The sequence below is a fragment of the Citrobacter sp. RHBSTW-00887 genome, assembly GCF_013728095.1.
GTDB classification, from domain to species: domain Bacteria; phylum Pseudomonadota; class Gammaproteobacteria; order Enterobacterales; family Enterobacteriaceae; genus Citrobacter; species Citrobacter braakii.
Map to the genome: position 1 here is coordinate 3,071,857 of NZ_CP056267.1, position 22,430 is coordinate 3,094,286.

The window sequence follows — 22,430 nt, forward strand, 5'->3', positions numbered from 1 at the left end:
TCGGGATGAAGAGGGGTTTTCATTGAGACAGAAGAAAAGTCATGCAAAAGAAATCGATTTACGTTGCCTATACCGGCGGTACCATTGGTATGCAGCGCTCAGAACAGGGTTATATTCCTGTTTCTGGTCATCTCCAGCGTCAACTGGCATTGATGCCTGAATTCCACCGCCCGGAGATGCCAGACTTCACCATCCACGAATACGTCCCGTTGATGGATTCCTCCGACATGACGCCGGAAGACTGGCAGCATATTGCGGAAGACATTAAAGCACACTACGACGATTACGATGGTTTTGTCATTCTGCACGGCACCGACACCATGGCGTTTACGGCTTCAGCGCTCTCTTTTATGTTGGAGAACCTGGGTAAACCGGTAATTGTGACAGGGTCACAAATTCCGCTGGCAGAGCTACGTTCAGACGGGCAAATCAACCTGCTCAATGCGCTGTACGTTGCGGCAAATTACCCGATCAATGAAGTAACCCTGTTTTTCAACAATCGACTGTTTCGCGGCAACCGTACCACTAAAGCGCACGCCGATGGCTTTGACGCCTTTGCCTCACCCAACCTTGCGCCGCTACTGGAAGCCGGGATCCACATCCGTCGACTGGGAACACCGCCAGCACCGCACGGCGCAGGTGAACTGCTTGTTCACCCTATTACTCCACAACCGATTGGCGTAGTCACCATTTATCCAGGTATCTCCGCTGATGTGGTGCGTAACTTCCTGCGCCAGCCGGTGAAAGCGTTAATTTTGCGCTCCTACGGCGTGGGCAATGCACCGCAAAATAAAGAGTTTCTGCAAGAACTTGAAGATGCGAGCTCGCGTGGCATTGTGGTGGTGAACCTGACCCAGTGTATGTCCGGCAAGGTAAACATGGGTGGCTACGCGACGGGTAACGCCCTCGCCCACGCTGGCGTGATTGGCGGCGCGGATATGACCGTCGAAGCCACACTCACCAAATTGCACTATTTACTGAGTCAGGGACTGGATGTGCAGAGCATTCGTGAAGCTATGACGCAAAATCTGCGCGGCGAGCTCACCCCGGACGAATAAAGGAGTCTATGCCCATGGCCCGAGCCTTACTGTTGGTCGATTTACAAAATGACTTTTGTGCCGGCGGCGCTCTCGCTGTTCCGCAAGGCGACAGCACAATCGAGATTGCCAACCGTCTGATTGACTGGTGCGCCCTACGCGGCGACACGGTTGTTGCCAGTCTGGACTGGCATCCGGCTAATCACGGTAGTTTTGCCAGCCAGCATCAGGTCGCCCCCTACAGTCAGGGACAACTGGATAGTCTGGCGCAAACGTTCTGGCCCGATCATTGCGTGCAAAACAGCGAAGGGGCGGCCCTGCATCCGCTGCTGAACCAGCGTGCAATAGCGAAAACCTTCACCAAGGGCGAGAACCCGCTGGTCGACAGTTACAGTGCGTTTTTTGATAACGGTCGTCGTCAGGCAACCGCGCTGAACGCCTGGCTGCTCGAACACCGCATTGCTGAGCTTATTATCATGGGTCTGGCTAGCGACTATTGCGTTAAATTCACCGTTCTGGATGCGCTCGATCTTGGGTATACCGTCAGCGTTATTACCGACGGCTGCCGTGGCGTCAATATTCAACCCCAGGACAGTGCAGAGGCGTTTATGGAAATGGCCGCAGCGGGCGCAACGCTGTATACGCTTGATGACTGGCTGGAAACCCAGCGCTAATTGATGTCGACAGGATCCCCCCCTGTCGGCACGTTATCTCAAGCCAGTGTCGAAATCTCTTCCAGCGAAACTTTGCGTGTTTCGATGCCAAAGCAAAAAAGAATCAGCGCGCACAGCACCAGCATTATGCCTAGCACGATAAAGACCGTAATCGAGCCGTAGCGGGTCAACAAGATAGCGACACCATAGGGCGTAAATACTGCGACAATTCTTCCCACGGCATTCACAAAGCCCGATCCCCGCAATCTAAGGTGTGTGGGCCACAGTTCGGGGACATATACCGCAGAGGCAAAGCAGACGTACATATACAAAAAAAAGATCATCACCAGCCCGTAGCTCAAAATAGCCCACTCTTCGGTTTGAATCGAATAGAAATATCCGAGCAGCGCGATAATAATCAACAAGAATGAACCAAACAATCGACGTGGAAAACGATCAATAATCAGTGTGGCAATAAATATCCCAACGGGTGCGCTAATCATAATTATCGCGGTCATAAAAATAGATTTCGTCACATCGATTCCCGAATTAACAAAAATCGTCGGGATCCATACCGTAATGGTATAGAGCGAAATATTCATCGCGATAAGCACGGTGATTGCCACCAGCGTACAACGCAACATCGGCCCTTTGAACAAGAGCCAAAATGAATCACTTTCCGTGCTTATATCCGCCGTCAGGCAATCGCTATGGCAGGGAGGTAAAGTGATGTTTTTTTCTTTCTGAATTTGCAGTTCCACCTGTAGAAGATGTTTTTCAGCTTCGTTTCTCTTTCCTTTGCCAGCCAGCCAACGAGGAGATTCAATATAATACTTTCCCGACAGATACCATGCTAAGAGCATCGCCATGCCACCGAGTAAAAACATCATCCGCCAGCTTAGAAAGGCGATAATCACAACGCCAATCGCCGCTGAAAGCATCGGCGACCAGTTGCCGACAAACGACAGGCAAGCAGACCACTTCCCACGCACCCCGGGCGGAATAAATTCAGTAAATGAGGCATAGCCCACCATAATCAGCGCTCCCATTCCGCTCCCCATTAGGAAGCGGAAAAAGATAAGCCAATACATGTTAGGCACAAACGTTGCCGCACAGGCAGAGACCCCGACGATCAGCAAATTGAAGCGGAACGCTTTGCGTCGACCAAGATAATCACCAATAAAGCCACCGGTTAGTGAGCCAATAAAATAGCCAAACATCAGAGCCGAGGTAAACGCGGCGTTGAGGTAATTATTTGACCAACCGGTACTGACTAATTTTGCCAACACCACATTCCCGGAATAGCTGAGAAAACCGGTGACTAATAAACTAAAACTGATAATGCCGAAAATACGAAAATGAAATCGAGATAAAGGCAAGCGATCTAATCTTGCACCGATAGGGTCACATTGTTCCATCTGGATGCCTCAAATTAAGCTAAATAGAAAGTATGGCGATCGCGGCAGAAAAAATCTCACCGCGCCATCCATCATCATTAGATTCTTATGGCATTTTCCAGGTGCAAACTAAAATAATATCGACACGACCCACGTTAAAATTAATATACGAGTTGAATATTATTTTCTTTGCAAAATGCAATCCACTCTGCACCCGGTGCCTTATTGGTTATTAGGTAATTAATATGGCTAAAGTCCACGAGCTGGACGAACGCTTTACGATCGAACTTCGAATGATCAACCAACAGAGCCACCTCGGTCGCCTGGCGGATCATCGTCTTTTTGATTTCCGCTTCCGCTTCGTTAGAGTCAAGCGCTCCGCTCTGCATATCCAGACCTTTGCAGCTCATCACCAGGATATCAACATGATAGCGGCTGATAATCTCCTTGGTGATCCTTCCCTGAAGCGACAGCGTATTCTTATTTAATTCACCGCCAGTAGAAACAACGTTAATTTCTGACTGTGCAAGTTCATGAAAAGCTTCAGCCGAGTTGGTCAGTAGCGTCAGATCGTTTCTTTCCTTCAACAGTTTCAATAATTCCATCGCGGTACTGCTGGCGTCGGCAGCCATGGTGGTCTTATTTTTAATGAACGGTAATGCATTACGGGCAATGATCTGCTTTTCTTCAAAAAAAGATTTTGCACGCTTATAAAAATGGATATTGTCGGACAACGCGGTTGTATTGAGTACAGCACCGCCATATGTTCGGGTCAAAAAACCTTCATCTTCCAGTTTTTCCAGATCGCGGCGAATCGTTTCTTCAGTCACCTGAAAGATCGAACTTAAATTAGATACCGCTACTTTCTTATCATTCACCACCATTTGCTTAATGGCCTGAATCCTGTCTTTTGCCGCCACGATGACACCTCTGTTTGCTGCAAAGTAATAATAAGACCCAAGTATCTCACAGGCCATGTTTATTTTCAAAATAACATGTCTGAATCACAGATTTTAGTGCTATTTTACACAGAAACAGAGGTGAACCCCATTTGGCTTATTTTGTATCCAACGCCTCAGCCATTCGCCTCATCAATAAAGAATCATCATCGGTCAGGGGAATCGTTAACGCCTGAACATTATCACGGACCTGTTCAGGTGCGGTTGCGCCGCTCAGCAAGGTGATTAAATCGCTTTGCTTTAAAATCCACGCCAGTGCCAGCGCGGGGATTGTGCAGCGGTATTTTTCGCGCAACGGCCGCCATTGCTCAAGCATGTCAATCACCCGTAGCATATTGTCTCGTTGGAACCAGACTTTGTTGGCCCGCGCCCCGCCAGGGACATAATCGCGATCAATAGTTCCGGTCAGTAGACCCTGCTCAAGCGGTGAATATACCTGCACCACGATGCCATGCTGCTGACATAACGGCAGCAGTTCAGCTTCCAGTGCCCGGTCAAGGATGCTGTACTTGGCCTGGATGATATCCAGCTCACCGTGTTTGAGATACTCCCTGATATGTTCCGCATCGACGTTAGCCGCACCGATAGAACGAATTTTCCCCTCTTTCTTGAGTGCGTTTAGTGTATCGACGGTTTCCGCAATCGGCGTAAAACAGGGTTCGACCGACTGCCAGTGGGTCATGTAGATATCAATGCTCTCAATACCCAGTCTTTGCAGACTGGCATCCACCTCTTCGCGAATCGACTCGGGTGTGAGATTTTTATACAACTGCCGGTCGCCCACTTTGTTAAACAAACTTCCTGTTCGCTCCCAGACGATGCCGCATTTGGTTTCAACAACGATATCGTTACGCGGCAGTTTTTTCAGCGCCTGCCCGACAATCACTTCACTATTGCCGAAGTTGTAACCTGGCGCGGTATCAATCAAATTAATACCGCAGCGATGCGCCTCAACAATGGTATCAATACAGACCTGCAGATCGAGATCGCCGTTCCACGCCGGACCGCCGCCAATCGCCCATGTGCCTAATCCCATGCGGGAAAGCGTAATATCCGTACTGCCTAAAGGAATCATTTTCATCTGCCGCTATTATCCTTCATATTCATCGAGAAGTTGTTCAACCAGCTTTCTGTTCTTCACACCCGTCGTGGCCCCTACGCTCAAAACCGATATGGCTGCCGTTGCATTAGCAAACAGCGCGCACTCACGCAGTGTTTTGCCTTCAAGCAGCGCGGAAATAAATCCCGAGGCAAAATTGTCTCCCGCGCCGATAGTGTCGATGGCGGTAATTCCCGAAACGGCTGGAACCTCGATTTTCATATCGACACGTTTGATAAAGCAGCCTCTCTTGCCGGTCTTAATCACGACTGTTTTCACGCCACAGTTCAGGAAACTGTCGGCAATGTCATCCAGCGTCTCTTTCCCGGTGAGCAGTTTGGCCTCCTCAAAATTAGGAAACAGATAATCCACGTAGCTCAATGCCTGTCGAATATCTTTCAGTGTTTCATTAAGCCGCGGTTTGATCATATCCGCACAGATAATTAACCGATGCGCTTTCGCCTGAGCGAAAATTGCCGTCAGTGCATCGCTATCCAGTAACGGGCTATTAAAAATACTCGCCAGCGACAGCAGCTTTGCTTGAGAGAAGCGGTCAAAATCAACATCGCTGATATTCAGCTTCCACAGGCTGCCGTTACGGTTAGTCACGAAAGTACGCTCGCCATCGGCGGTGACTAATCCCACGTTAATAGATGTATCAATTGCGGCATCCTGCTTCAGGCTCTGAATATCTATATTCTCCCGACGGCAGTGGTCGAGAATAAAATAACCTGCTGCATCAGCACCTACCCGGCTCATTAACGCTGTACGATGACCGAGACGAGAAATAATAGTCGCTTCATTAATTGCGTCGCCGCCGGTTGTCATCGCTATTCTTTCTAACGGATAAGAATCAACATCAAAGATATTTTTACTCACCGGCTGTAAGGGAATATCAACAATAGCTGCCCCTATACAAATAACCTCGATATTATCCATGTTGTCATTCCGCTTTACCGTCAGAACCAAACAATTTAATTTTCTCCAGCGCGCGCTCTTTTACCGCTTTGCGAACTTCACGTTCAACGTGCAGGAAGGGCTGATTCTGGTTCTCCTGCACTGCCACCATGGCAGCCTGGCACAGTTCGGTATGAATGTTGATTTTAGAGATACCTAATGAAATGGCTTTTTTGATATCCGCATCGCTGATACCCGACGCACCATGCAACACCAGTGGCACGGATACGGCTTCCCGCACGCGTTTAACCACGTCGAAATTCAGTTTCGGCTCTGAGGTATAGACGCCGTGCTGGTTACCAATCGCCACCGCCAGAGAATCGCAGCCGGTACGCTCGACAAATTCCGCCGCCTGGTTCGGATCGGTATAGTGATAACCCGCCAGCGCTTCTTCGTACACCGTTTCATTGCCCACATGGCCCAGCTCAGCTTCGACTGGCACACCCAGCGGATGGAAAAAATCCACGGCCTCTTTTGTCAGACGAATATTCTCTTCGAAATCAAAGGCAGAGGCATCACGCATCAGCGAATTCATACCATGAGTCCAGGCGTTATGGATAATCTCCATGCTACGTCCGTGATCCCAGTGGGTAATAACTGGAACCGAGGCCTTTTTAGCCATTGAAACCATCATGTGCGAAAAATCTTCGAACGAGGTATTACCCACAAAACCAGTACCGAAAGAGATAATCACCGGCGATTTCGATTCTTCCGCCGCATCAATCACCCCCATTAGCATTTCCGCATTCCACACGTTAAAGTGAGCAATCGCATAATGTTTATTTTGGGCATCATTTTCCCAATATTTAATATCTGCCAGCATAGTTATTTCTCCCTTTCCGATAAATTAATTTTTTACTTTAATTACGCCTTTAATAATTTCGCTTTTGTTATTAACGGATTCATCAAACGCGCGCTGAACATCTGCATAATCGTAAATATGCGTCACCATCGATTTCACATCGAACCGACCGGAGGATATGGCTTCAATAGTAACCGGATAGCGGTTGGCGTAACGGAAAACTGTCTGAATAGACACTTCACGGTTAATTTTGAGAAAATTAATTGCGGAATCACCAGGTACTGTACCAACGATCATGATTTTCCCGCCGCGCATCACCAGATACGGCGCCTGCTTAACGGTTATGGCTGAACCGGCAGTTTCGAAAACAATGTCCGCGCCCATATCGCCAGAGAACTGCTGGCAGCGGACAATGGTGTCCTCTTTTGCACCGTTTATAACGGTTGTCGCCCCTAGTTGTTCAGCCATCGCCAGACGTTTTTCCAGCACATCAACCACCGCGATCTCGGTTGCGCCCAAACATTTACACGCCTGCAAAGTCATTAAACCAATACACCCCGCCCCAAGAATGACGATTTTCTTACCCGGTTTAACGTCTGCCAGCATTGCAGCATGCATACCCACCGCCGCTGGTTCCACCAGCGCACCTTCCAGGGTGTCCATGTTATCGGGCAATTTGTAAGTGAAACTCTCCGGATGACACAGATAGTGGGTTAGCGCGCCGCGGTAGTTGGGCTGCGTAGCCATAAAATCGACGTCCGGACAGATATTATATTTCCCTTCCAGGCAGTAGCGGCAGTGACCGCACGGTACACCGGGTTCAATATTCACCCGATCACCCGGTTTAAATTTGGTTACACGGTTCCCTACCGCCACCACTGTACCGGCGCATTCATGCCCCAAACCAATTTCCTGATTAGGATCTTTCGGCGGAATAAAAGGACCTGATTCAAAACCGTGAACATCTGAACCGCAAATACCAACGTATTCAACTTTGATCAGCACTTCATGCTCATTGGGCACCGGAATATCGGCGGCGATGATTTTCATCGTGCCCGGCGTTTTTAATATCGCTTTCGAGTTTTTCATTTTATTTCCCGTCAATATTATTTGCTGGTAACTGCATCAATCCCGAGACTTTCGACAGAGACGCCTTTGGTTTCAATTCCGATGGTAGCAATGGCAATGGCGACAATAATGGAGACCGCACCTAGGGAAGGTGCGAATAAGCAGGTCATTTCTTCCCAAGCTGACTCGCTGATTAAAATTTCGCGGATCTGGGCCGATTTTTTTCCCGCAAACACATCGAATCAGCCTATTTAGGCTATTTTTTCCACCATTTCTGGCGTTATTTCCGGTTTTTACTGAGATCTCTCCCACTGACGTATCATTTGGTCCACCCGAAACAGGTTGGCCAGGGTGAATAACATCGCCAGTTGGTTATCGTTTTTCAGCAGCCCCTTGTATCTGGCTTTCACGAAGCCGAACTGCCGCTTGATGATGCGAAACGGGTGCTCCACCTTGGCACGGATGCTGGCTTTCATGTATTCGATGTTGATGGCCGTTTTGTTCTTGCGCGGATGCTGCTTCAAGGTTTTTACCTTGCCGGGACGCTCGGCGATCAGCCAGTCCACATCCACCTCGGCCAGCTCCTCGCGCTGTGGCGCTCCTTGGTAGCCGGCATCGGCTGAGACAAATTGCTCCTCTCCATGAAGCAGATTACCCAGCTGATTGAGGTCATGCTCGTTGGCCGCGGTGGTGACTAGGCTGTGGGTCAGGCCACTCTTGGCATCGACACCAATGTGGGCCTTCATGCCAAAGTGCCACTGATTGCCTTTCTTGGTCTGATGCATCTCCGGATCGCGTTGCTGCTCTTTGTTCTTGGTAGAGCTGGGTGCCTCAATGATGGTGGCATCCACCAAAGTGCCTTGGGTCATCATGACGCCTGCTTCGGCCAGCCAGCGATTGATGGTCTTGAACAATTGACGGGCCAGTTGATGCTGCTCGAGCAGGTGGCGGAAATTCATGATGGTGGTGCGATCCGGCAGGGCGCTATCCAGGGATAATCGGGCAAACAGGCGCATGGAGGCGATTTCGTACAGGGCATCTTCCATGGCACCGTCGCTCAGGTTGTACCAATGCTGCATGCAGTGAATACGCAGCATGGTCTCCAGCGGATAGGGCCGTCGGCCATTGCCCGCCTTGGGATAAAACGGCTCGATGACAGCGGTCATATTCTGCCATGGCAGAATCTGCTCCATGCGGGAGAGGAAAATCTCTTTTCGGGTCTGACGGCGCTTAGTGCTGAATTCACTATCGGCGAAGGTGAGTTGATGGCTCATGATGTCCCTCTGGGATGCGCTCCGGATGAATATGATGATCTCATATCAGGAACTTGTTCGCACCTTCCCTAGCAGTACAAACACCCCTGTCACGCCGTAACCATTAAGTAATACTGCGACTGCATAAGGTGCGGCGATACCACTGACACGCCCGACAGCGTTGGCCAGTCCCGAACCGCGAAGTTTCGCTTCGGTCGGCCATATTTCCGGAACGTATACAGCGGAGGCATAACAAACATACATATAGACAAAAGTAATCAGGAAAAAACCTATTAATGTAATTAGCAGCATACTGGTTTGCAGCGAATAGATATAACCCAGCACAGCAATTAACACTAATAACCCCACCCCCATTGTTTTTCTCGCAATTTTATCCATTACCAGCATGGCGATAAAAATCCCAAATGGCGCACCGAACATGCTCATGGTATTTAAGACAATGGAGTCTTTCAGATTAATACCCTGGGTCATAAATATTGTCGGTAGCCAGTTAATTAAGGTGTACTGAACGACGTTCATGGCAATCAGAACAAAAGAACCCAAAATAACCCGCTTCAGCAATACACCTGTTAATAAGGCGGAGTACGGTACAGAACGAGGTTGTTTACCATCATCCTTTATCACGACTGGCGGAAGAGGCTTACCGGTCTGTCGAATGACACCTTCTTCAATTGCCCGCATCACCTTTTCGGCTTCCTGGTAGCGCCCGCGAGACTCCAGCCAGCGAGGCGACTCAGGGAAACTGCGCCAGGCAATAACAGTTGCTATGAGCGACAGCACCGCAGGAATCAACAGCTGTACGCGCCAGTTCCATTCCGCGCTGATAAGTGGCGTCAGCCCCATCGCGATCAGTGAACAGAGCGGATAAGACCAGTTGCCGATAAACGAGACCCGACTCGACCAAGTACCACGATTTCTGCCAGGCATATATTCGGTAAACCCGGCAAATAAGGTGACCAGCAGCGCGCCTAATCCAACTCCCATCACAAAACGACAGGCGATCAGGAAGGTCATATTGGGTGAAAACGCACCAACGGTCATAGAAAAAATATGAATCGCTTCATACAGAATAAATGCATTTTTACGCCCGATCTTATCGCCAATAATTCCCCCACCGAGCGCACCGAGAAACATTCCAGCCGTCGTAATGGCAGAGAATGTGGCGGTGGTGGAATTATCAGTCCAGCCAAGTTCTTTTAATTGCGCGAGAATTAATCCACCGACGGCATTACTCCAGCAAACCAGTAATCCGAAGGCAACCATGGCAAACATAGACGTATGCCAGCGACAGTCAGGCAGCCTGTCCAACCTCGCGCCGCAGTGCGGTTTTGCTATCTGTTCCATCCGGGAACCTTCCTTTAATAAATGGGGTTATTCATCAAAGTCGTAGGTCATGATGACCTTAATCGCGGTCTTATCGACCATCGCGTCAAAACCTTCTCGCCATTGCGATAAGCCGATACGGTGAGTGATCATCGGTTTGACTTTTATCGCACCGCTAGCGAGCAGGCGAATAGCATTGCGCCAGGAAGTGGAATCGTAGGCCATATGACCAATGATGCTTTTATTCCACGCAGTGATGTCGTTAATAGAAAAATCGAGAGGTTTGAAGCCCATCCCCACGCGGACGACTTCACCGTTAGGACGCAGCATTTCGATAGATTGTTTCAGGGCTATATTGGCACCGGAACATTCGATGACCAGTCCCAGATTGTCTTTCCCGCAGATCTCCTGACAACGTGCGACCACATCTTCGGTTGAACCGTTGACGACAGCCGTGGCCCCCATTTCTTTGGCTATCGGGAAACGTACCGCGACATCGTCTTCCAGCCCAACCATCACGATATTAACGGCCCCCATAATGCGCGCCATTTGTACCGAAAAAAGTCCCAGCGGGCCGGTACCAAAAACCACCACATCCTGACCCGGAAGAAATTTGGATTGCTGGGCGATAGATTTGTAGGCATTGCAGATGGGATCGAGTACAGCCGCCTCTTCATAATCAACGCCTGTTGGGATTTCCCACAGCGCATGACGGTGAATTTTGAGGATCTCCCCAGGGACCAGACAGTATTTCGAAAACCCCCCTCCCCAGGTATTGTTATCCAGACCTAAATTCACCTTTTCTGTACAACAAAGAAAATCACCTTGTTCGCAAGACGGACAAACGCCGCAGACGTGCCCGCTGTTGTCAGAAACCACTCGCTGACCGACTTTCCAGTCCTTAACCTTATCGCCAACCTGCACAATTTGGCCGGCAAATTCGTGACCACGAATCGAATTGAACTGGTCGGACCCACTGTCGACATTGTAGTGTTTCATGTCCGCGCCGCAGATAGCTGCCGCCTTGATTTCAATCACTACGTCTTCCGGGCCGCATATCGGTTCCGGGACATCAATCATCTTGTAGCCGCCAAAGCTCTTGCCAAATCTTGCCAGTGCTTTCATTGAATTTTCCTTTGTGTTTAGTTTTGCATCACCTGGCATCATACTTATCCATATAATTTTTGAGGTCAACACAAAATCTTTAAAACACAGATTTTGATCTGCATTTCACAACTTAGATCACAAATAAGTGCCAAGATGAATTGAAAGCCAAAGACACAGCAGTCGCTTGGTTAAAATGACGTGAACACCTTCGCATTTTTCCTGTTATGAAACTGTTAACTTGCAGGTGCTGTTTTTTTTCGCCACGCCATTTCCGTGGCGTGTTTGCTTGTTTAAATGTCAAAGAGGAACACCGATGAAACTATTGCCTTTGTTGGCAGCATTACCCCTGCTTTGCGCCAGCGTTGTTTCCGCCAGTTCACTGATGTCAGTTGGCTACTTCAATGGTGGCGGCGACGTCACTGCCGGTCCTGGTGGTGACATCAATAAACTGGATGTTCGTCAGATAACCCATCTCAACTATTCGTTTGGCCTTGTCTACAACAACGAAAAAGACGAGACCAATGACGCCTTAAAAGACGCCGGCAAGCTGCATCAGATTTGGCTTTCACCGAAAGTGCAGGATGATTTACTGAAAATTCCACAGCTGCGTAAACAGAATCCGAACCTGAAAGTATTGCTTTCCGTCGGTGGTTGGGGGGCTCGTGGATTCTCCGGCGCGGCAGCAACGAAAGAATCGCGCGCGGTGTTTATTCAGTCTGCTCAGGAGATAATTGCGAAATATGGCCTGGATGGCATCGACCTCGACTGGGAATACCCGGTCAACGGCGCCTGGGGACTGGTCGAAAGTCAACCGGCCGACCGAGCTAACTTTACCGCACTGTTAAAAGAGCTCCGCGCCGCATTGGGGCATAAAAAACTACTGACTATCGCCGTGGGCGCAAATGCGGAAAGCCCGAAAAGCTGGGTGGATGTGAAAGCCATTGCGCCATCGCTCGACTACATAAACCTGATGACCTATGACATGGCTTACGGTACGCAGTATTTCAACTCGAACCTGTACGATTCGACACAATGGCCGACAGTCGCCGCGGCGGATAAGTACAGCGCTGATTTTGTGGTCAACAACTATCTTGCTGCCGGTCTAAAGGCGAGTCAGATGAACCTGGGCATTGGTTTTTATGGTCGCGTACCGAAACGCGCTGTTGAGCCTGGCATTGACTGGAGCAAACCTGACGCACAGAAAAATCCTGTTACCCAGCCCTATTTCGGGCCCGCGCAAATTGAATTGTTCAAATCACTGGGCGTCGATCTGAGCAAAGATACCTATGTGAAGTACAACGACATTGTGGCGAAATTGATCAACGATCCGCAAAAGCGCTTTAGCCAGCATTGGGATGATGAAGCAAAAGTGCCGTGGCTGTCAGTGCAGTCTGTGGATGGAAAAGCGCGCTTTGCCCTCTCCTATGAAAACCCGCGCTCGGTAGCGATCAAGGCTGACTATATCAAGAGCAAGGGGCTGGGAGGCGCCATGTTCTGGGAATACGGTGCGGATGACCAAAACCAGTTGGCGAAGCAGTTAGCCGATTCGTTAGGCATCAAACACTGATCCCAACGCCTGACACAATAGGTTATGATTATCGCATTCTGCTGCGCCAACTTTTGGCGCAGCTTTTCATTTTCTACTGGAGGCATGAGCTTTATGGCTTTTATCCCTAAAAATTACGCCCGTCTGGAAATCGGTTACCGGGAAAAGGCGCTTAAACTCTTCCCCTGGGTCTGCGGACGTTGTTCCCGTGAGTTCGTGTACTCAAATTTGCGCGAATTGACGGTACACCATATCGATCACGATCACTCCAATAACCCGGAAGATGGTAGCAACTGGGAAATGTTGTGCCTGTACTGCCACGATCACGAACATTCCAAATATACGGAAGCGGACCAGTATGGTTCAACGGTGGTTGCAGGCGAAGATGCACAGAAAGCGGTGGGCGAAGCGAAATATAATCCGTTCGCCGATCTGAAGGCGATGATGAACAAGAAATAACTTCAACTGCGGGCCCGACATAGATGTTTGCCGGGCCTGAGTAATCAGGATTTAAACGTCGCAATGGGTTCGGGCGTAATACCAAACTCCACTTTCAACTGCTGCTTACTCTTCATCACCATCTCACCGTTGGTATCAATCGTCATATGCTGCGCGTCAATATTGTTTCGCGCCTGCCACAACATCACCAGCTGTAAGCAGTTCTCTTTTTGTTCTGCCGTTAGCGCCACGCCATCCGGCCATTTTCCGAGTTCAACGGCAGTTGATAAGCGCTGATAAACTTCCGGCGTCATGCTGTTGATCATCTCATCAAGATTCATGTTAAATCCACTCTCCGTAGAATAATTTGCTGAATCGTTTCTTCAGCCTTTGGTCTGCTCACCGTTTTCACCATCGGTGAAGTTCAAAGACGCTGAGTTAACGCAGTAACGTTCACCTGTAGGTTGCGGACCATCCGGGAAGACATGCCCCAGGTGCGCATCACAGTTACCACAGCGGATTTCAATGCGCTGCATACCGTGTGAAGTATCTTTAATGTAACGGATAGCCTCTGCGCTGACAGGCTCGTAAAAGCTGGGCCAGCCGCAGCCAGAGTCATATTTTGTCTCGGAACGAAATAGCGGTTTGTCACAGACCAAACAGTGGTAGATTCCGTCACGCTTGTTGTGCAGCAAACGCCCGGTAAATGGCGGTTCTGTCCCGTGATTCTGCGTCACGTAGAACTGCATTTCGGTTAAATTTTTTTTTAGTTCTTCTGGAGAAGGTTGATTAGCCATTTGCTCACATCTCGCTTTATCTAAACTCACATCGCGAGACAGATTCTAACAAAACATTAACACCAGAGTGCGAACTTTTGTTCTAAACTTGATCCGTGCGAAATGGCAGCCTGCAATTCGTGATCACAATCACGTTTTTATCTTGATTGCCCTTTAAAATTCGGGCCGCCGACCCCATGTGGTTTCAAGCCCAAAGGAAGAGTGAGGCGAGTCAGTTGCGCAAAGCTTAAGCAGCAGATTGATTTGTCGCAATGATTGACACGATTCCGCTTGACGCTGCGTAAGGTTTTTGTAATTTTACAGGCAACCTTTTATTCACTAACAAATAGCTGGTGGAATATATGACTATCAAAGTAGGTATCAACGGTTTTGGCCGTATCGGTCGCATTGTTTTCCGTGCTGCTCAAGAACGCTCTGACATCGAGATCGTTGCAATCAACGACCTGTTAGACGCTGACTACATGGCTTACATGCTGAAATATGACTCCACTCACGGCCGTTTCAACGGTACCGTTGAAGTGAAAGACGGTCATCTGATCGTAAACGGTAAAAAAATCCGTGTTACCGCTGAACGTGATCCGGCTAACCTGAAATGGGACGAAGTTGGTGTTGACGTAGTAGCTGAAGCTACTGGCCTGTTCCTGACAGATGAAACCGCTCGTAAGCACATCACTGCTGGCGCGAAAAAAGTGGTTCTGACTGGTCCGTCCAAAGATAACACTCCGATGTTTGTTAAAGGCGCTAACTTTGACAAATACGAAGGTCAGGACATCGTTTCTAACGCTTCCTGCACCACTAACTGCCTGGCTCCGCTGGCTAAAGTTATCAACGACAACTTCGGCATCATCGAAGGTCTGATGACTACTGTTCACGCGACCACCGCTACTCAGAAAACCGTTGATGGCCCGTCTCACAAAGACTGGCGCGGCGGCCGCGGCGCATCCCAGAACATCATCCCGTCCTCTACCGGTGCTGCTAAAGCTGTAGGTAAAGTACTGCCAGAACTGAACGGCAAACTGACTGGTATGGCGTTCCGCGTTCCTACCCCGAACGTATCTGTTGTTGACCTGACCGTTCGTCTGGAAAAAGCTGCTTCTTACGAAGAAATTAAGAAAGCAATCAAAGCTGCTTCCGAAGGCCCGATGAAAGGCGTTCTGGGTTACACCGAAGACGACGTAGTATCTACCGATTTCAACGGTGAAGTTTGCACTTCCGTGTTCGATGCTAAAGCTGGTATCGCACTGAACGACAACTTCGTGAAACTGGTATCCTGGTACGACAACGAAACCGGCTACTCCAACAAAGTTCTGGACCTGATTGCTCACATCTCCAAATAAGTTGAGATGAAACAGTAATCTGTAAGAGCGACTCAGGTCGCTCTTTTTTTTGCCTGAAGATACCCGTCATACTTCAAGTTACCGGTGTGTTGGCAATGCTCTCTCACCCGAATCACTTACTTTTGTAAGCTCATCGGGATCGTTCACTTGCCGCCGTCCTGCAACTCGAATTATTTAGGGTAAAAAAAAGGATTGCATAATGATTAATAAAATTTTTTCACTTCCGGTAATCGAACAAATTACCCCGGTCCTCTCCCGCCGCCAGCTTGATGAACTTGAGATTCTTGTGGTCGATCATCCACAGGTTAAAGCATCTTTCGCACTGCAGGGCGCACATCTTCTTTCCTGGAAACCCAACGGCGAAGAGGAAGTCCTGTGGCTAAGTAACAATACCCCGTTTAAAACCGGCGTAGCGCTGCGTGGCGGCGTACCAATTTGCTGGCCGTGGTTTGGCCCGGCTGCTCAGCAGGGTCTGCCTTCTCATGGTTTTGCCCGCAACCTGCCATGGACGCTGAAAGCGCACAACGAAGACGACAATGGCGTGGCGCTGACGTTTGAATTGCAAAGTAACGCTGAAACGCGTCAGCTATGGCCGCACGAGTTCTGCCTGCTGGCCCGTTTCAAAGTAGGTGCCACCTGTGAAATGGAACTGGAAGCCCACGGTGAATTTGAAACCACCTCTGCGCTGCATACCTATTTCAACGTCGGTGACATTGCGGCAGTAAAAGTCAGTGGACTTGGCGATCGCCTGATCGACAAAGTAAATGATGCTAAAGAAGATGTGCTGGCTGATGGTATCCAGACCTTCCCGGACCGCACCGATCGTGTCTATCTGAATCCGCAAGCGTGCAGCGTTATCCATGATGGTGCGCTCAACCGCAATATTGACGTTGTCCATCATCACCATCTGAATGTCGTGGGCTGGAACCCGGGTCCGGCGCTGTCCGTTAGCATGGGCGACATGCCGGATGACGGCTATAAAACGTTTGTTTGCGTAGAGACGGCTTACGCGACCGCGCCGCAGAAAACCCGCGAAGAAAGACCATCACGCCTGGCACAAACTATCCGCGTTGCTAAACGCTAAAATTGTGTCAGTTGCCTGACGGAGCTTGCGCCTTATCCGGCCTACCAAAACGTTGCGTAGGCCGGATAAGAAGCGTGAGCATCGCCATTCGGCAAATCAGGCCATATCCAGCGCCGTTTTACCCTTTGGCGCTGGATATGCCTTATCTAACTGCTTCAGCTCATCAACAGAGAGCGTTATCTCCAGCGCGGCGGCATTTTGTTCGACATGCGCTACGCTTGCCGCTTTTGGAATCGCCATCACGCCCGGCAGACGAATCACCCATGCCAGCAAAATCTGCGCAGCACTAACATTGTGCGCGTGCGCGATGTCGTTCACCACAGAGTGAGAAAGCAAGTCACCGCGCAATCGCCCCGCCTGAGCCAGCGGACTGTAAGCCATGACCGGCATCTGCTGCTGCTGGCACCACGGCAGTAAATCATATTCAATACCGCGCGATGCTAAATGATAAAGCACCTGGTTAGTGGCACATTCCCGCCCACCTGTGACTTGCCATAACGCCTGCATGTCATCGTAATCGAGATTAGAGACGCCCCAGCGGCGGATTTTCCCCTGCGCAATGAGTGCTTCCATGGCATCAACGGTCTCAGCAAATGAAAAACTGCCCGTCCAGTGCAGCAAATAGAGATCCAGATAATCAGTTTTTAGTCGACGCAGGCTCGCTTCACAGGCGGCAATGGCTTTCTGACCACCGGCATTCCAGGGGTATACTTTCGAGACTAAAAAAGCGCTATCACGACGCCCGATTAATGCTTCACCCACTACCTCTTCCGCTGCACCATCTGCATACATTTCGGCGGTATCGATCAACCGCAGACCGAGATCCAGACCAGCCCGCAGCGCTGAAACCTCTTCCCGACGTCGGCCAGGATCCTCGCCCATGTACCATGTTCCCTGCCCAATAGCAGGCAGCGATACCTGCTTTGTAAACATCACCTGTTTCGCTGTCATCGCACCCTCCTGTGTTAATGCACCACAGTAAAGCAAAACAACTGGTATGTGTCCTGTTAGGGTGCACAAATTGCACCCTCTAAGATTGGAAGTTGACCGCTATGGCAACGGCAATAAAAAACCCGGGAACAAACAATGCTCCCGGGCCGAATGACAGAAAATCTTAACTGCACTGCGGTTATTTTAAGCGACCTAAATATTTCCCTTCTTTCATCGCGTTAATTTTCCCGTTTTTATAGACGATGACGGAAATCAAGCCCGCGCTATAAGACTGAGCGTCTGCATTGTTCTCATCATTTGCCGCCGCTTTGCCATTAATATAAGCAATACCATCAGCGCCACGTTTAAAGTCTACGCCCAGTTTATTCACATGCACGGGTGTGATTTTACTGGCGAGCACCGGAGCATTAGCATCGCTGACCATCGTTTTATGTTCATGCTGTAACTGCTGACGGTAAGCCTCGCTGATGGCATAGGCTGGTGCAGCAGCAGATGTTGCGACCAGTACAGCGATAATTATTAATTTCTTCATAAGTTACACCTTAATAATTATTGTGTTTGTGGTGATGACTGGAATTAGTATCATTTGAGTTATATACGTTTTGCGCGTTCTCCATAGCTTGTTTTTCAGCTACGGCATTGATTGTCGCCTGACGGTTTTGCTCAGCGATATAGCAGGCATCGCGGCTCACGCCCTTGCTTTCGCAAGCACTCATGCGTGAAGCCTCGGTGGAACATCCCGTCAGAATCCCACCCATCACTGCTATCATGATTAACTTTTTCATTATCTCTACCAGGTTTATTCGCAAGAAAACCACATGACATTTAATATCTGAGCCATGCAGCGTTACTGTCTTTACTTATTAAGTTGGAGTAATATCTGCAATCGCTTATTTAATGTCAATTTTAATTTTTTCAGATAAATACCTAAAAGATGTAAAATAAAAATTAACTTAATGATTTTATTTTTTCAAATGAAAGTTAACTTTCATCGTCACACAAAAATAATAAAATAGTTATCTTGCTATTTTTAGTGGCGAGAGTTTCACGATAAAATTATACCGTGATTATAAAATAGAATATTATCAATATATTGCGCAACCAGAAATCACTCTCCCAGAACAATGATTCGTGAAACTGTACAGATACTCTTCCATTCACAAACGAATAGATTTCAGTCTCATCAAACAACAGGTTTAATTTTGGTAATTGCGGCAGGAAAAATACGTTAACTATTTGTTGCGGCCGATGTAATGCCAAAACAGCACAAAAAATCAAATCACATGTTTTGGATCAATATTCATCTCTGATATGCACAAAAAAGCCCGCATCTCTGCGGGCGAGTGTTTGACACGCAGTGGCATCAGAACTTGTAGGTAACACCCGTTGAAATCAGACCCGTCCAGGATTTGTCCACCATCGGGCTGTCTGTCACTTCATCAGACAGACGGGTATAACGCGCAGTACCGTACACGCTCCAGTTGCCCAGGAAGTTATAGTTTGCGCTAAGCTCCAGATACGGGTTCCAGGAGCTTTCAGGATCGTAGCTACGCAAGCCGCTACGGGCAGATTCATGGCGTGAAACACCATAATAGTATTCATTCTGGTTTTCACTGTTCCACTCGACACCAATCCCCGGAGTCAACGTCAGACCGCCATTGGTATAGCGGTATAACCACGCCAGATCCCATACAATACCATTGCTGTTATCCAGCGTATCGCCTGCAAGGCTGGTACGCAGGAAACCGTATTGCGTGTTGTGAATGTAAGAAAGGCCAGCCATCATGGTGCTCTTACGTTTATCCAGACTACGCAGACGGTTGTCGTCGCTGTCACCCGGTTTGAAGTACATTGGCGACCAATAGGCCATCACCGACAGCTTATCGGTATCGTCATTCCACAGGTAGTAACCACCGCCCAGACCACGGAACCAGAAGTTATCGCTTTCATAAGTCACAACCGGGACCGGGTAAACGTCACTATCGTAATCTTTGTAAGGGTGCTCAACCACACCAACGCCTGCGCCCAGCGTCAGGTTGCTCTCTGCCTGTGCGACGTTAGCGGAAGTGGCGATAAGCACGCTAAGTGCCAGAAGTTTGAGTTTGGTCACAGTCAATAATTCCTTATTTAAATGTGTAGCGGTCAAAGTTTAACCGTCAATACGCTTCAGCCCAACTATTTTACGGATTCGCCCCAGAATGTAACCCCCTAATTTCTCAGCGAGTGATGACATTTTGCTTGCAGGACAGTGAACACCGCATGAATCCTGCCCCATATATTTACAAAAGATATGCTTTTTTTGCTGATGAGTTATTGATATGCCATTGAAATTCATTTGCGCACACAGGCAAGTTTTGCAAATGCCATCTACGCTTAATTTTAGAAGGTGTATCACCGAATACGTTGATCTCCTGACCACCACAATGGCATGAGAGTTGCTTATTTCTTCAGCAGCGACGTCGTTCAGTTTACCTCTTCAGGGGCCTCTACTATTCATATGAACGGCTCTTAACATGTGCTAAAAAAACGAAAGGACGGCATACCATGAATATATTCGATCACTATCGCCAGCGTTATGAAGCTGCCAAGGACGAAGAGTTCACGCTGCAGGAGTTTCTTACCACTTGTCGGCAAGATCGCAGCGCTTATGCCAATGCGGCAGAGCGGCTATTAATGGCTATTGGTGAGCCTGTCATGGTCGACACTGCCCACGAACCTCGTCTTTCTCGACTCTTTTCGAATCGGGTGATTGCACGATACCCCGCCTTTGAAGAGTTTTACGGCATGGAAGAGGCCATTGAGCAGATTGTTTCTTATTTGAAGCATGCGGCTCAAGGTCTGGAAGAGAAGAAGCAGATTCTGTATCTGCTGGGGCCTGTGGGAGGGGGGAAATCATCTCTTGCTGAGCGGCTGAAGTCGCTGATGCAGCGAGTACCGATTTATGTCCTGAGCGCCAACGGCGAGCGTAGCCCGGTAAACGATCATCCGTTATGCCTGTTTAACCCGCAGGAAGACGCCCAGATCCTGGAAAAAGAGTATGGGATCCCACGTCGTTATCTCGGTACGATCATGTCGCCCTGGGCTGCAAAACGTCTGCATGATTTTGGCGGGGACATTACAAAATTCCGCGTTGTCAAAGTCTGGCCGTCTATTCTGGAGCAGATCGCTATTGCCAAAACGGAGCCTGGTGATGAAAACAACCAGGATATCTCTGCGCTGGTCGGGAAAGTGGATATTCGTAAACTCGAGCACCACGCCCAGAACGATCCTGATGCCTACGGTTATTCGGGCGCACTGTGCCGCTCAAACCAGGGGATTATGGAGTTCGTTGAGATGTTTAAAGCACCGATTAAAGTGCTGCATCCTTTGCTGACCGCAACCCAGGAAGGAAACTACAACGGGACAGAAGGTATCTCTGCCCTGCCGTTTAACGGAATTATTCTTGCCCACTCGAACGAGTCCGAATGGGTGACGTTCCGTAATAATAAAAACAATGAGGCGTTCCTTGACCGTGTTTACATCGTCAAAGTGCCTTATTGCCTGCGGATCTCCGAAGAGATCAAAATTTACGAAAAACTGCTTAACCACAGTGAGCTGACCCATGCGCCTTGCGCACCGGGCACGCTGGAAACGCTCTCTCGCTTTACCATTCTTTCTCGCCTGAAAGAGCCTGAGAACTCGAGCATTTACTCGAAGATGCGCGTTTACGATGGGGAAAGCCTGAAAGATACCGATCCAAAAGCGAAGTCCTATCAAGAATATCGGGATTACGCCGGGGTCGATGAGGGAATGAACGGTCTTTCCACGCGCTTCGCGTTTAAGATCCTCTCACGCGTCTTTAACTTTGACCACGCCGAAGTGGCAGCTAACCCGGTGCATCTGTTCTACGTACTGGAGCAGCAAATCGAGCGCGAACAGTTCCCGCAGGAGCTGGCAGAACGTTACCTTGAGTTCCTGAAAGGCTATCTGATCCCGAAATATGCTGAGTTCATTGGCAAAGAGATCCAGACGGCTTATCTCGAATCCTATTCCGAATATGGACAAAACATTTTTGACCGTTATGTCACTTATGCGGATTTCTGGATTCAGGATCAGGAGTATCGCGACCCGGATACCGGTCAGCTGTTTGACCGCGAGTCGTTGAACTCAGAACTGGAGAAAATTGAGAAACCGGCGGGTATCAGTAACCCCAAAGATTTCCGTAACGAGATCGTCAACTTTGTTCTGCGTGCCAGAGCGAATAACAGCGGTCGCAATCCAAACTGGACCAGTTACGAAAAACTGCGCACGGTCATTGAGAAGAAAATGTTCTCCAATACCGAGGAGCTGCTGCCGGTCATTTCGTTCAACGCCAAAACCTCAACTGACGAGCAGAAAAAACACGACGATTTTGTCGACCGGATGATGGAAAAAGGCTACACGCGTAAACAGGTGCGTTTACTGTGCGAATGGTATTTGCGCGTACGTAAATCGTCTTAAAATAAGTGCCCGGAGGCGCGTACGCTTGCCGGGCCTACAATACACATCCGTAGGCCGGATATGCTCAGCGCATCCGGCGTTACTGATGTAGCATAAAGTTGGCAAATGCAGTACGGGGGGCT

21 protein-coding genes and 2 pseudogenes are annotated in these 22,430 nt (G+C 49.0%); 7 read left to right on the forward strand and 16 right to left on the reverse strand.

The annotated features are described in order from the left end of the window. Nucleotides 1-41 precede the first annotated feature (41 nt). Together ansA and pncA are read left to right on the forward strand one after the other, a co-directional pair. Nucleotides 42-1,058, forward strand: coding sequence for an asparaginase (gene ansA / locus HV314_RS14660; protein ID WP_016152828.1), 1,017 nt, complete (start codon nt 42-44; stop codon nt 1,056-1,058). A 14-nt stretch (nt 1,059-1,072) separates the two neighbouring features. Then, nucleotides 1,073-1,711, forward strand: coding sequence for a bifunctional nicotinamidase/pyrazinamidase (pncA, locus tag HV314_RS14665; protein ID WP_410687357.1), 639 nt, complete (start codon nt 1,073-1,075; stop codon nt 1,709-1,711). 38 nt (nt 1,712-1,749) lie between these two features. On the opposite strand, the gene HV314_RS14670 is transcribed toward pncA, so the two are convergent. The 10 genes and pseudogenes from HV314_RS14670 to HV314_RS14715 form a co-directional block, all read right to left on the reverse strand. Next, complete coding sequence (locus HV314_RS14670; RefSeq protein ID WP_181545959.1) at nt 1,750-3,108, reverse strand: MFS transporter; 1,359 nt, start codon at nt 3,106-3,108, stop codon at nt 1,750-1,752. Nucleotides 3,109-3,248: 140 nt separating this feature from the next. Next, complete coding sequence (locus HV314_RS14675) at nt 3,249-4,007, reverse strand: DeoR/GlpR family DNA-binding transcription regulator (RefSeq protein ID WP_016152825.1); 759 nt, start codon at nt 4,005-4,007, stop codon at nt 3,249-3,251. A gap of 136 nt (nt 4,008-4,143) precedes the next feature. Next, the gene (gene ydjG / locus HV314_RS14680; protein WP_181545961.1) at nt 4,144-5,127 is read right to left on the reverse strand and encodes an NADH-dependent methylglyoxal reductase; all 984 of its coding nucleotides are present in this window, start codon (nt 5,125-5,127) and stop codon (nt 4,144-4,146) included. Between the two features lie 9 nt (nt 5,128-5,136). Then, nucleotides 5,137-6,084: a carbohydrate kinase family protein gene (locus HV314_RS14685; RefSeq protein ID WP_181545963.1), complete on the reverse strand. Its 948-nt coding sequence runs from the start codon at nt 6,082-6,084 to the stop codon at nt 5,137-5,139. Between the two features lie 4 nt (nt 6,085-6,088). Further along, entirely contained in the window at nt 6,089-6,925 is an 837-nt protein-coding gene (locus HV314_RS14690; RefSeq protein ID WP_016152822.1) for a ketose-bisphosphate aldolase, read from the reverse strand. Nucleotides 6,926-6,949: 24 nt separating this feature from the next. Next, nucleotides 6,950-7,993, reverse strand: coding sequence for an NAD(P)-dependent alcohol dehydrogenase (locus tag HV314_RS14695; protein WP_181545966.1), 1,044 nt, complete (start codon nt 7,991-7,993; stop codon nt 6,950-6,952). 17 nt (nt 7,994-8,010) lie between these two features. After that, nucleotides 8,011-8,118, reverse strand: a pseudogene (locus HV314_RS27625) (hypothetical protein); the annotation flags it as partial. A 147-nt stretch (nt 8,119-8,265) separates the two neighbouring features. Next, nucleotides 8,266-9,246: an IS5-like element ISKpn26 family transposase gene (locus tag HV314_RS14705; protein ID WP_000019441.1), complete on the reverse strand. Its 981-nt coding sequence runs from the start codon at nt 9,244-9,246 to the stop codon at nt 8,266-8,268. Between the two features lie 60 nt (nt 9,247-9,306). Next, a pseudogene (locus HV314_RS14710) lies at nt 9,307-10,590 on the reverse strand (MFS transporter); the annotation flags it as partial. Nucleotides 10,591-10,617: 27 nt separating this feature from the next. Then, nucleotides 10,618-11,694 carry a zinc-binding dehydrogenase gene (locus tag HV314_RS14715; protein ID WP_049041622.1) on the reverse strand — a complete coding sequence of 359 codons (1,077 nt, stop codon included), beginning with the start codon at nt 11,692-11,694 and terminating at the stop codon, nt 10,618-10,620. A gap of 295 nt (nt 11,695-11,989) precedes the next feature. On the opposite strand from HV314_RS14715, the gene HV314_RS14720 reads away from it, so the two are divergent. Both HV314_RS14720 and yajD read left to right on the forward strand, forming a co-directional pair. Then, the gene (locus HV314_RS14720; RefSeq protein WP_181545970.1) at nt 11,990-13,243 is read left to right on the forward strand and encodes a glycoside hydrolase family 18 protein; all 1,254 of its coding nucleotides are present in this window, start codon (nt 11,990-11,992) and stop codon (nt 13,241-13,243) included. Nucleotides 13,244-13,336: 93 nt separating this feature from the next. Then, nucleotides 13,337-13,681, forward strand: coding sequence for an HNH nuclease YajD (gene yajD, locus HV314_RS14725; protein WP_181545972.1), 345 nt, complete (start codon nt 13,337-13,339; stop codon nt 13,679-13,681). A 44-nt stretch (nt 13,682-13,725) separates the two neighbouring features. Here yajD and HV314_RS14730 read toward each other — a convergent pair whose 3' ends face one another. After that, nucleotides 13,726-14,001 (reverse strand): YeaC family protein, encoded by a 276-nt coding sequence (locus tag HV314_RS14730; protein ID WP_016152817.1) that lies wholly within the window; start codon nt 13,999-14,001, stop codon nt 13,726-13,728. A gap of 42 nt (nt 14,002-14,043) precedes the next feature. Beyond that, on the reverse strand, nt 14,044-14,457 hold the full coding sequence (gene msrB, locus HV314_RS14735; RefSeq protein ID WP_016152816.1) for a peptide-methionine (R)-S-oxide reductase MsrB: 414 nt from the start codon (nt 14,455-14,457) through the stop codon (nt 14,044-14,046). A 341-nt stretch (nt 14,458-14,798) separates the two neighbouring features. Here msrB and gapA point away from each other — a divergent pair, with 341 nt between their 5' ends. After that, entirely contained in the window at nt 14,799-15,794 is a 996-nt protein-coding gene (gapA, locus tag HV314_RS14740) for a glyceraldehyde-3-phosphate dehydrogenase (protein ID WP_003030697.1), read from the forward strand. 199 nt (nt 15,795-15,993) lie between these two features. Then, nucleotides 15,994-16,878 (forward strand): D-hexose-6-phosphate mutarotase, encoded by an 885-nt coding sequence (locus HV314_RS14745; protein WP_181545974.1) that lies wholly within the window; start codon nt 15,994-15,996, stop codon nt 16,876-16,878. A gap of 96 nt (nt 16,879-16,974) precedes the next feature. On the opposite strand, the gene HV314_RS14750 is transcribed toward HV314_RS14745, so the two are convergent. From HV314_RS14750 to HV314_RS14765, 4 genes are all read right to left on the reverse strand, one after another. Beyond that, nucleotides 16,975-17,829, reverse strand: coding sequence for an aldo/keto reductase (locus HV314_RS14750; protein WP_137352128.1), 855 nt, complete (start codon nt 17,827-17,829; stop codon nt 16,975-16,977). 178 nt (nt 17,830-18,007) lie between these two features. After that, on the reverse strand, nt 18,008-18,361 hold the full coding sequence (locus HV314_RS14755) for a hypothetical protein (RefSeq protein ID WP_181545976.1): 354 nt from the start codon (nt 18,359-18,361) through the stop codon (nt 18,008-18,010). Between the two features lie 10 nt (nt 18,362-18,371). Continuing rightward, nucleotides 18,372-18,614: a hypothetical protein gene (locus tag HV314_RS14760; RefSeq protein ID WP_019076610.1), complete on the reverse strand. Its 243-nt coding sequence runs from the start codon at nt 18,612-18,614 to the stop codon at nt 18,372-18,374. Between the two features lie 578 nt (nt 18,615-19,192). Then, entirely contained in the window at nt 19,193-19,939 is a 747-nt protein-coding gene (locus tag HV314_RS14765; protein ID WP_016152811.1) for a MipA/OmpV family protein, read from the reverse strand. 434 nt (nt 19,940-20,373) lie between these two features. Here HV314_RS14765 and yeaG point away from each other — a divergent pair, with 434 nt between their 5' ends. Beyond that, the gene (yeaG, locus tag HV314_RS14770) at nt 20,374-22,308 is read left to right on the forward strand and encodes a protein kinase YeaG (protein WP_016152810.1); all 1,935 of its coding nucleotides are present in this window, start codon (nt 20,374-20,376) and stop codon (nt 22,306-22,308) included. Nucleotides 22,309-22,430 lie beyond the last annotated feature (122 nt).

Excerpts from the sequence above, each read along its gene's own strand:
- ansA (WP_016152828.1), top strand. The coding sequence starts at position 42 with ATGCAAAAGAAATCGATTTACGTTGCCTATACCGGCGGTACCATTGGT.
- pncA (WP_410687357.1), top strand. The coding sequence starts at position 1,073 with ATGGCCCGAGCCTTACTGTTGGTCGATTTACAAAATGACTTTTGTGCC.
- HV314_RS14670 (WP_181545959.1), bottom strand. The coding sequence starts at position 3,108 with ATGGAACAATGTGACCCTATCGGTGCAAGATTAGATCGCTTGCCTTTA.
- ydjG (WP_181545961.1), bottom strand. The coding sequence starts at position 5,127 with ATGAAAATGATTCCTTTAGGCAGTACGGATATTACGCTTTCCCGCATG.
- HV314_RS14685 (WP_181545963.1), bottom strand. The coding sequence starts at position 6,084 with ATGGATAATATCGAGGTTATTTGTATAGGGGCAGCTATTGTTGATATT.
- HV314_RS14690 (WP_016152822.1), bottom strand. The coding sequence starts at position 6,925 with ATGCTGGCAGATATTAAATATTGGGAAAATGATGCCCAAAATAAACAT.
- HV314_RS14695 (WP_181545966.1), bottom strand. The coding sequence starts at position 7,993 with ATGAAAAACTCGAAAGCGATATTAAAAACGCCGGGCACGATGAAAATC.
- HV314_RS14705 (WP_000019441.1), bottom strand. The coding sequence starts at position 9,246 with ATGAGCCATCAACTCACCTTCGCCGATAGTGAATTCAGCACTAAGCGC.
- HV314_RS14715 (WP_049041622.1), bottom strand. The coding sequence starts at position 11,694 with ATGAAAGCACTGGCAAGATTTGGCAAGAGCTTTGGCGGCTACAAGATG.
- HV314_RS14720 (WP_181545970.1), top strand. The coding sequence starts at position 11,990 with ATGAAACTATTGCCTTTGTTGGCAGCATTACCCCTGCTTTGCGCCAGC.
- yajD (WP_181545972.1), top strand. The coding sequence starts at position 13,337 with ATGGCTTTTATCCCTAAAAATTACGCCCGTCTGGAAATCGGTTACCGG.
- HV314_RS14730 (WP_016152817.1), bottom strand. The coding sequence starts at position 14,001 with ATGAATCTTGATGAGATGATCAACAGCATGACGCCGGAAGTTTATCAG.
- msrB (WP_016152816.1), bottom strand. The coding sequence starts at position 14,457 with ATGGCTAATCAACCTTCTCCAGAAGAACTAAAAAAAAATTTAACCGAA.
- gapA (WP_003030697.1), top strand. The coding sequence starts at position 14,799 with ATGACTATCAAAGTAGGTATCAACGGTTTTGGCCGTATCGGTCGCATT.
- HV314_RS14745 (WP_181545974.1), top strand. The coding sequence starts at position 15,994 with ATGATTAATAAAATTTTTTCACTTCCGGTAATCGAACAAATTACCCCG.
- HV314_RS14750 (WP_137352128.1), bottom strand. The coding sequence starts at position 17,829 with ATGACAGCGAAACAGGTGATGTTTACAAAGCAGGTATCGCTGCCTGCT.
- HV314_RS14755 (WP_181545976.1), bottom strand. The coding sequence starts at position 18,361 with ATGAAGAAATTAATAATTATCGCTGTACTGGTCGCAACATCTGCTGCT.
- HV314_RS14760 (WP_019076610.1), bottom strand. The coding sequence starts at position 18,614 with ATGAAAAAGTTAATCATGATAGCAGTGATGGGTGGGATTCTGACGGGA.
- yeaG (WP_016152810.1), top strand. The coding sequence starts at position 20,374 with ATGAATATATTCGATCACTATCGCCAGCGTTATGAAGCTGCCAAGGAC.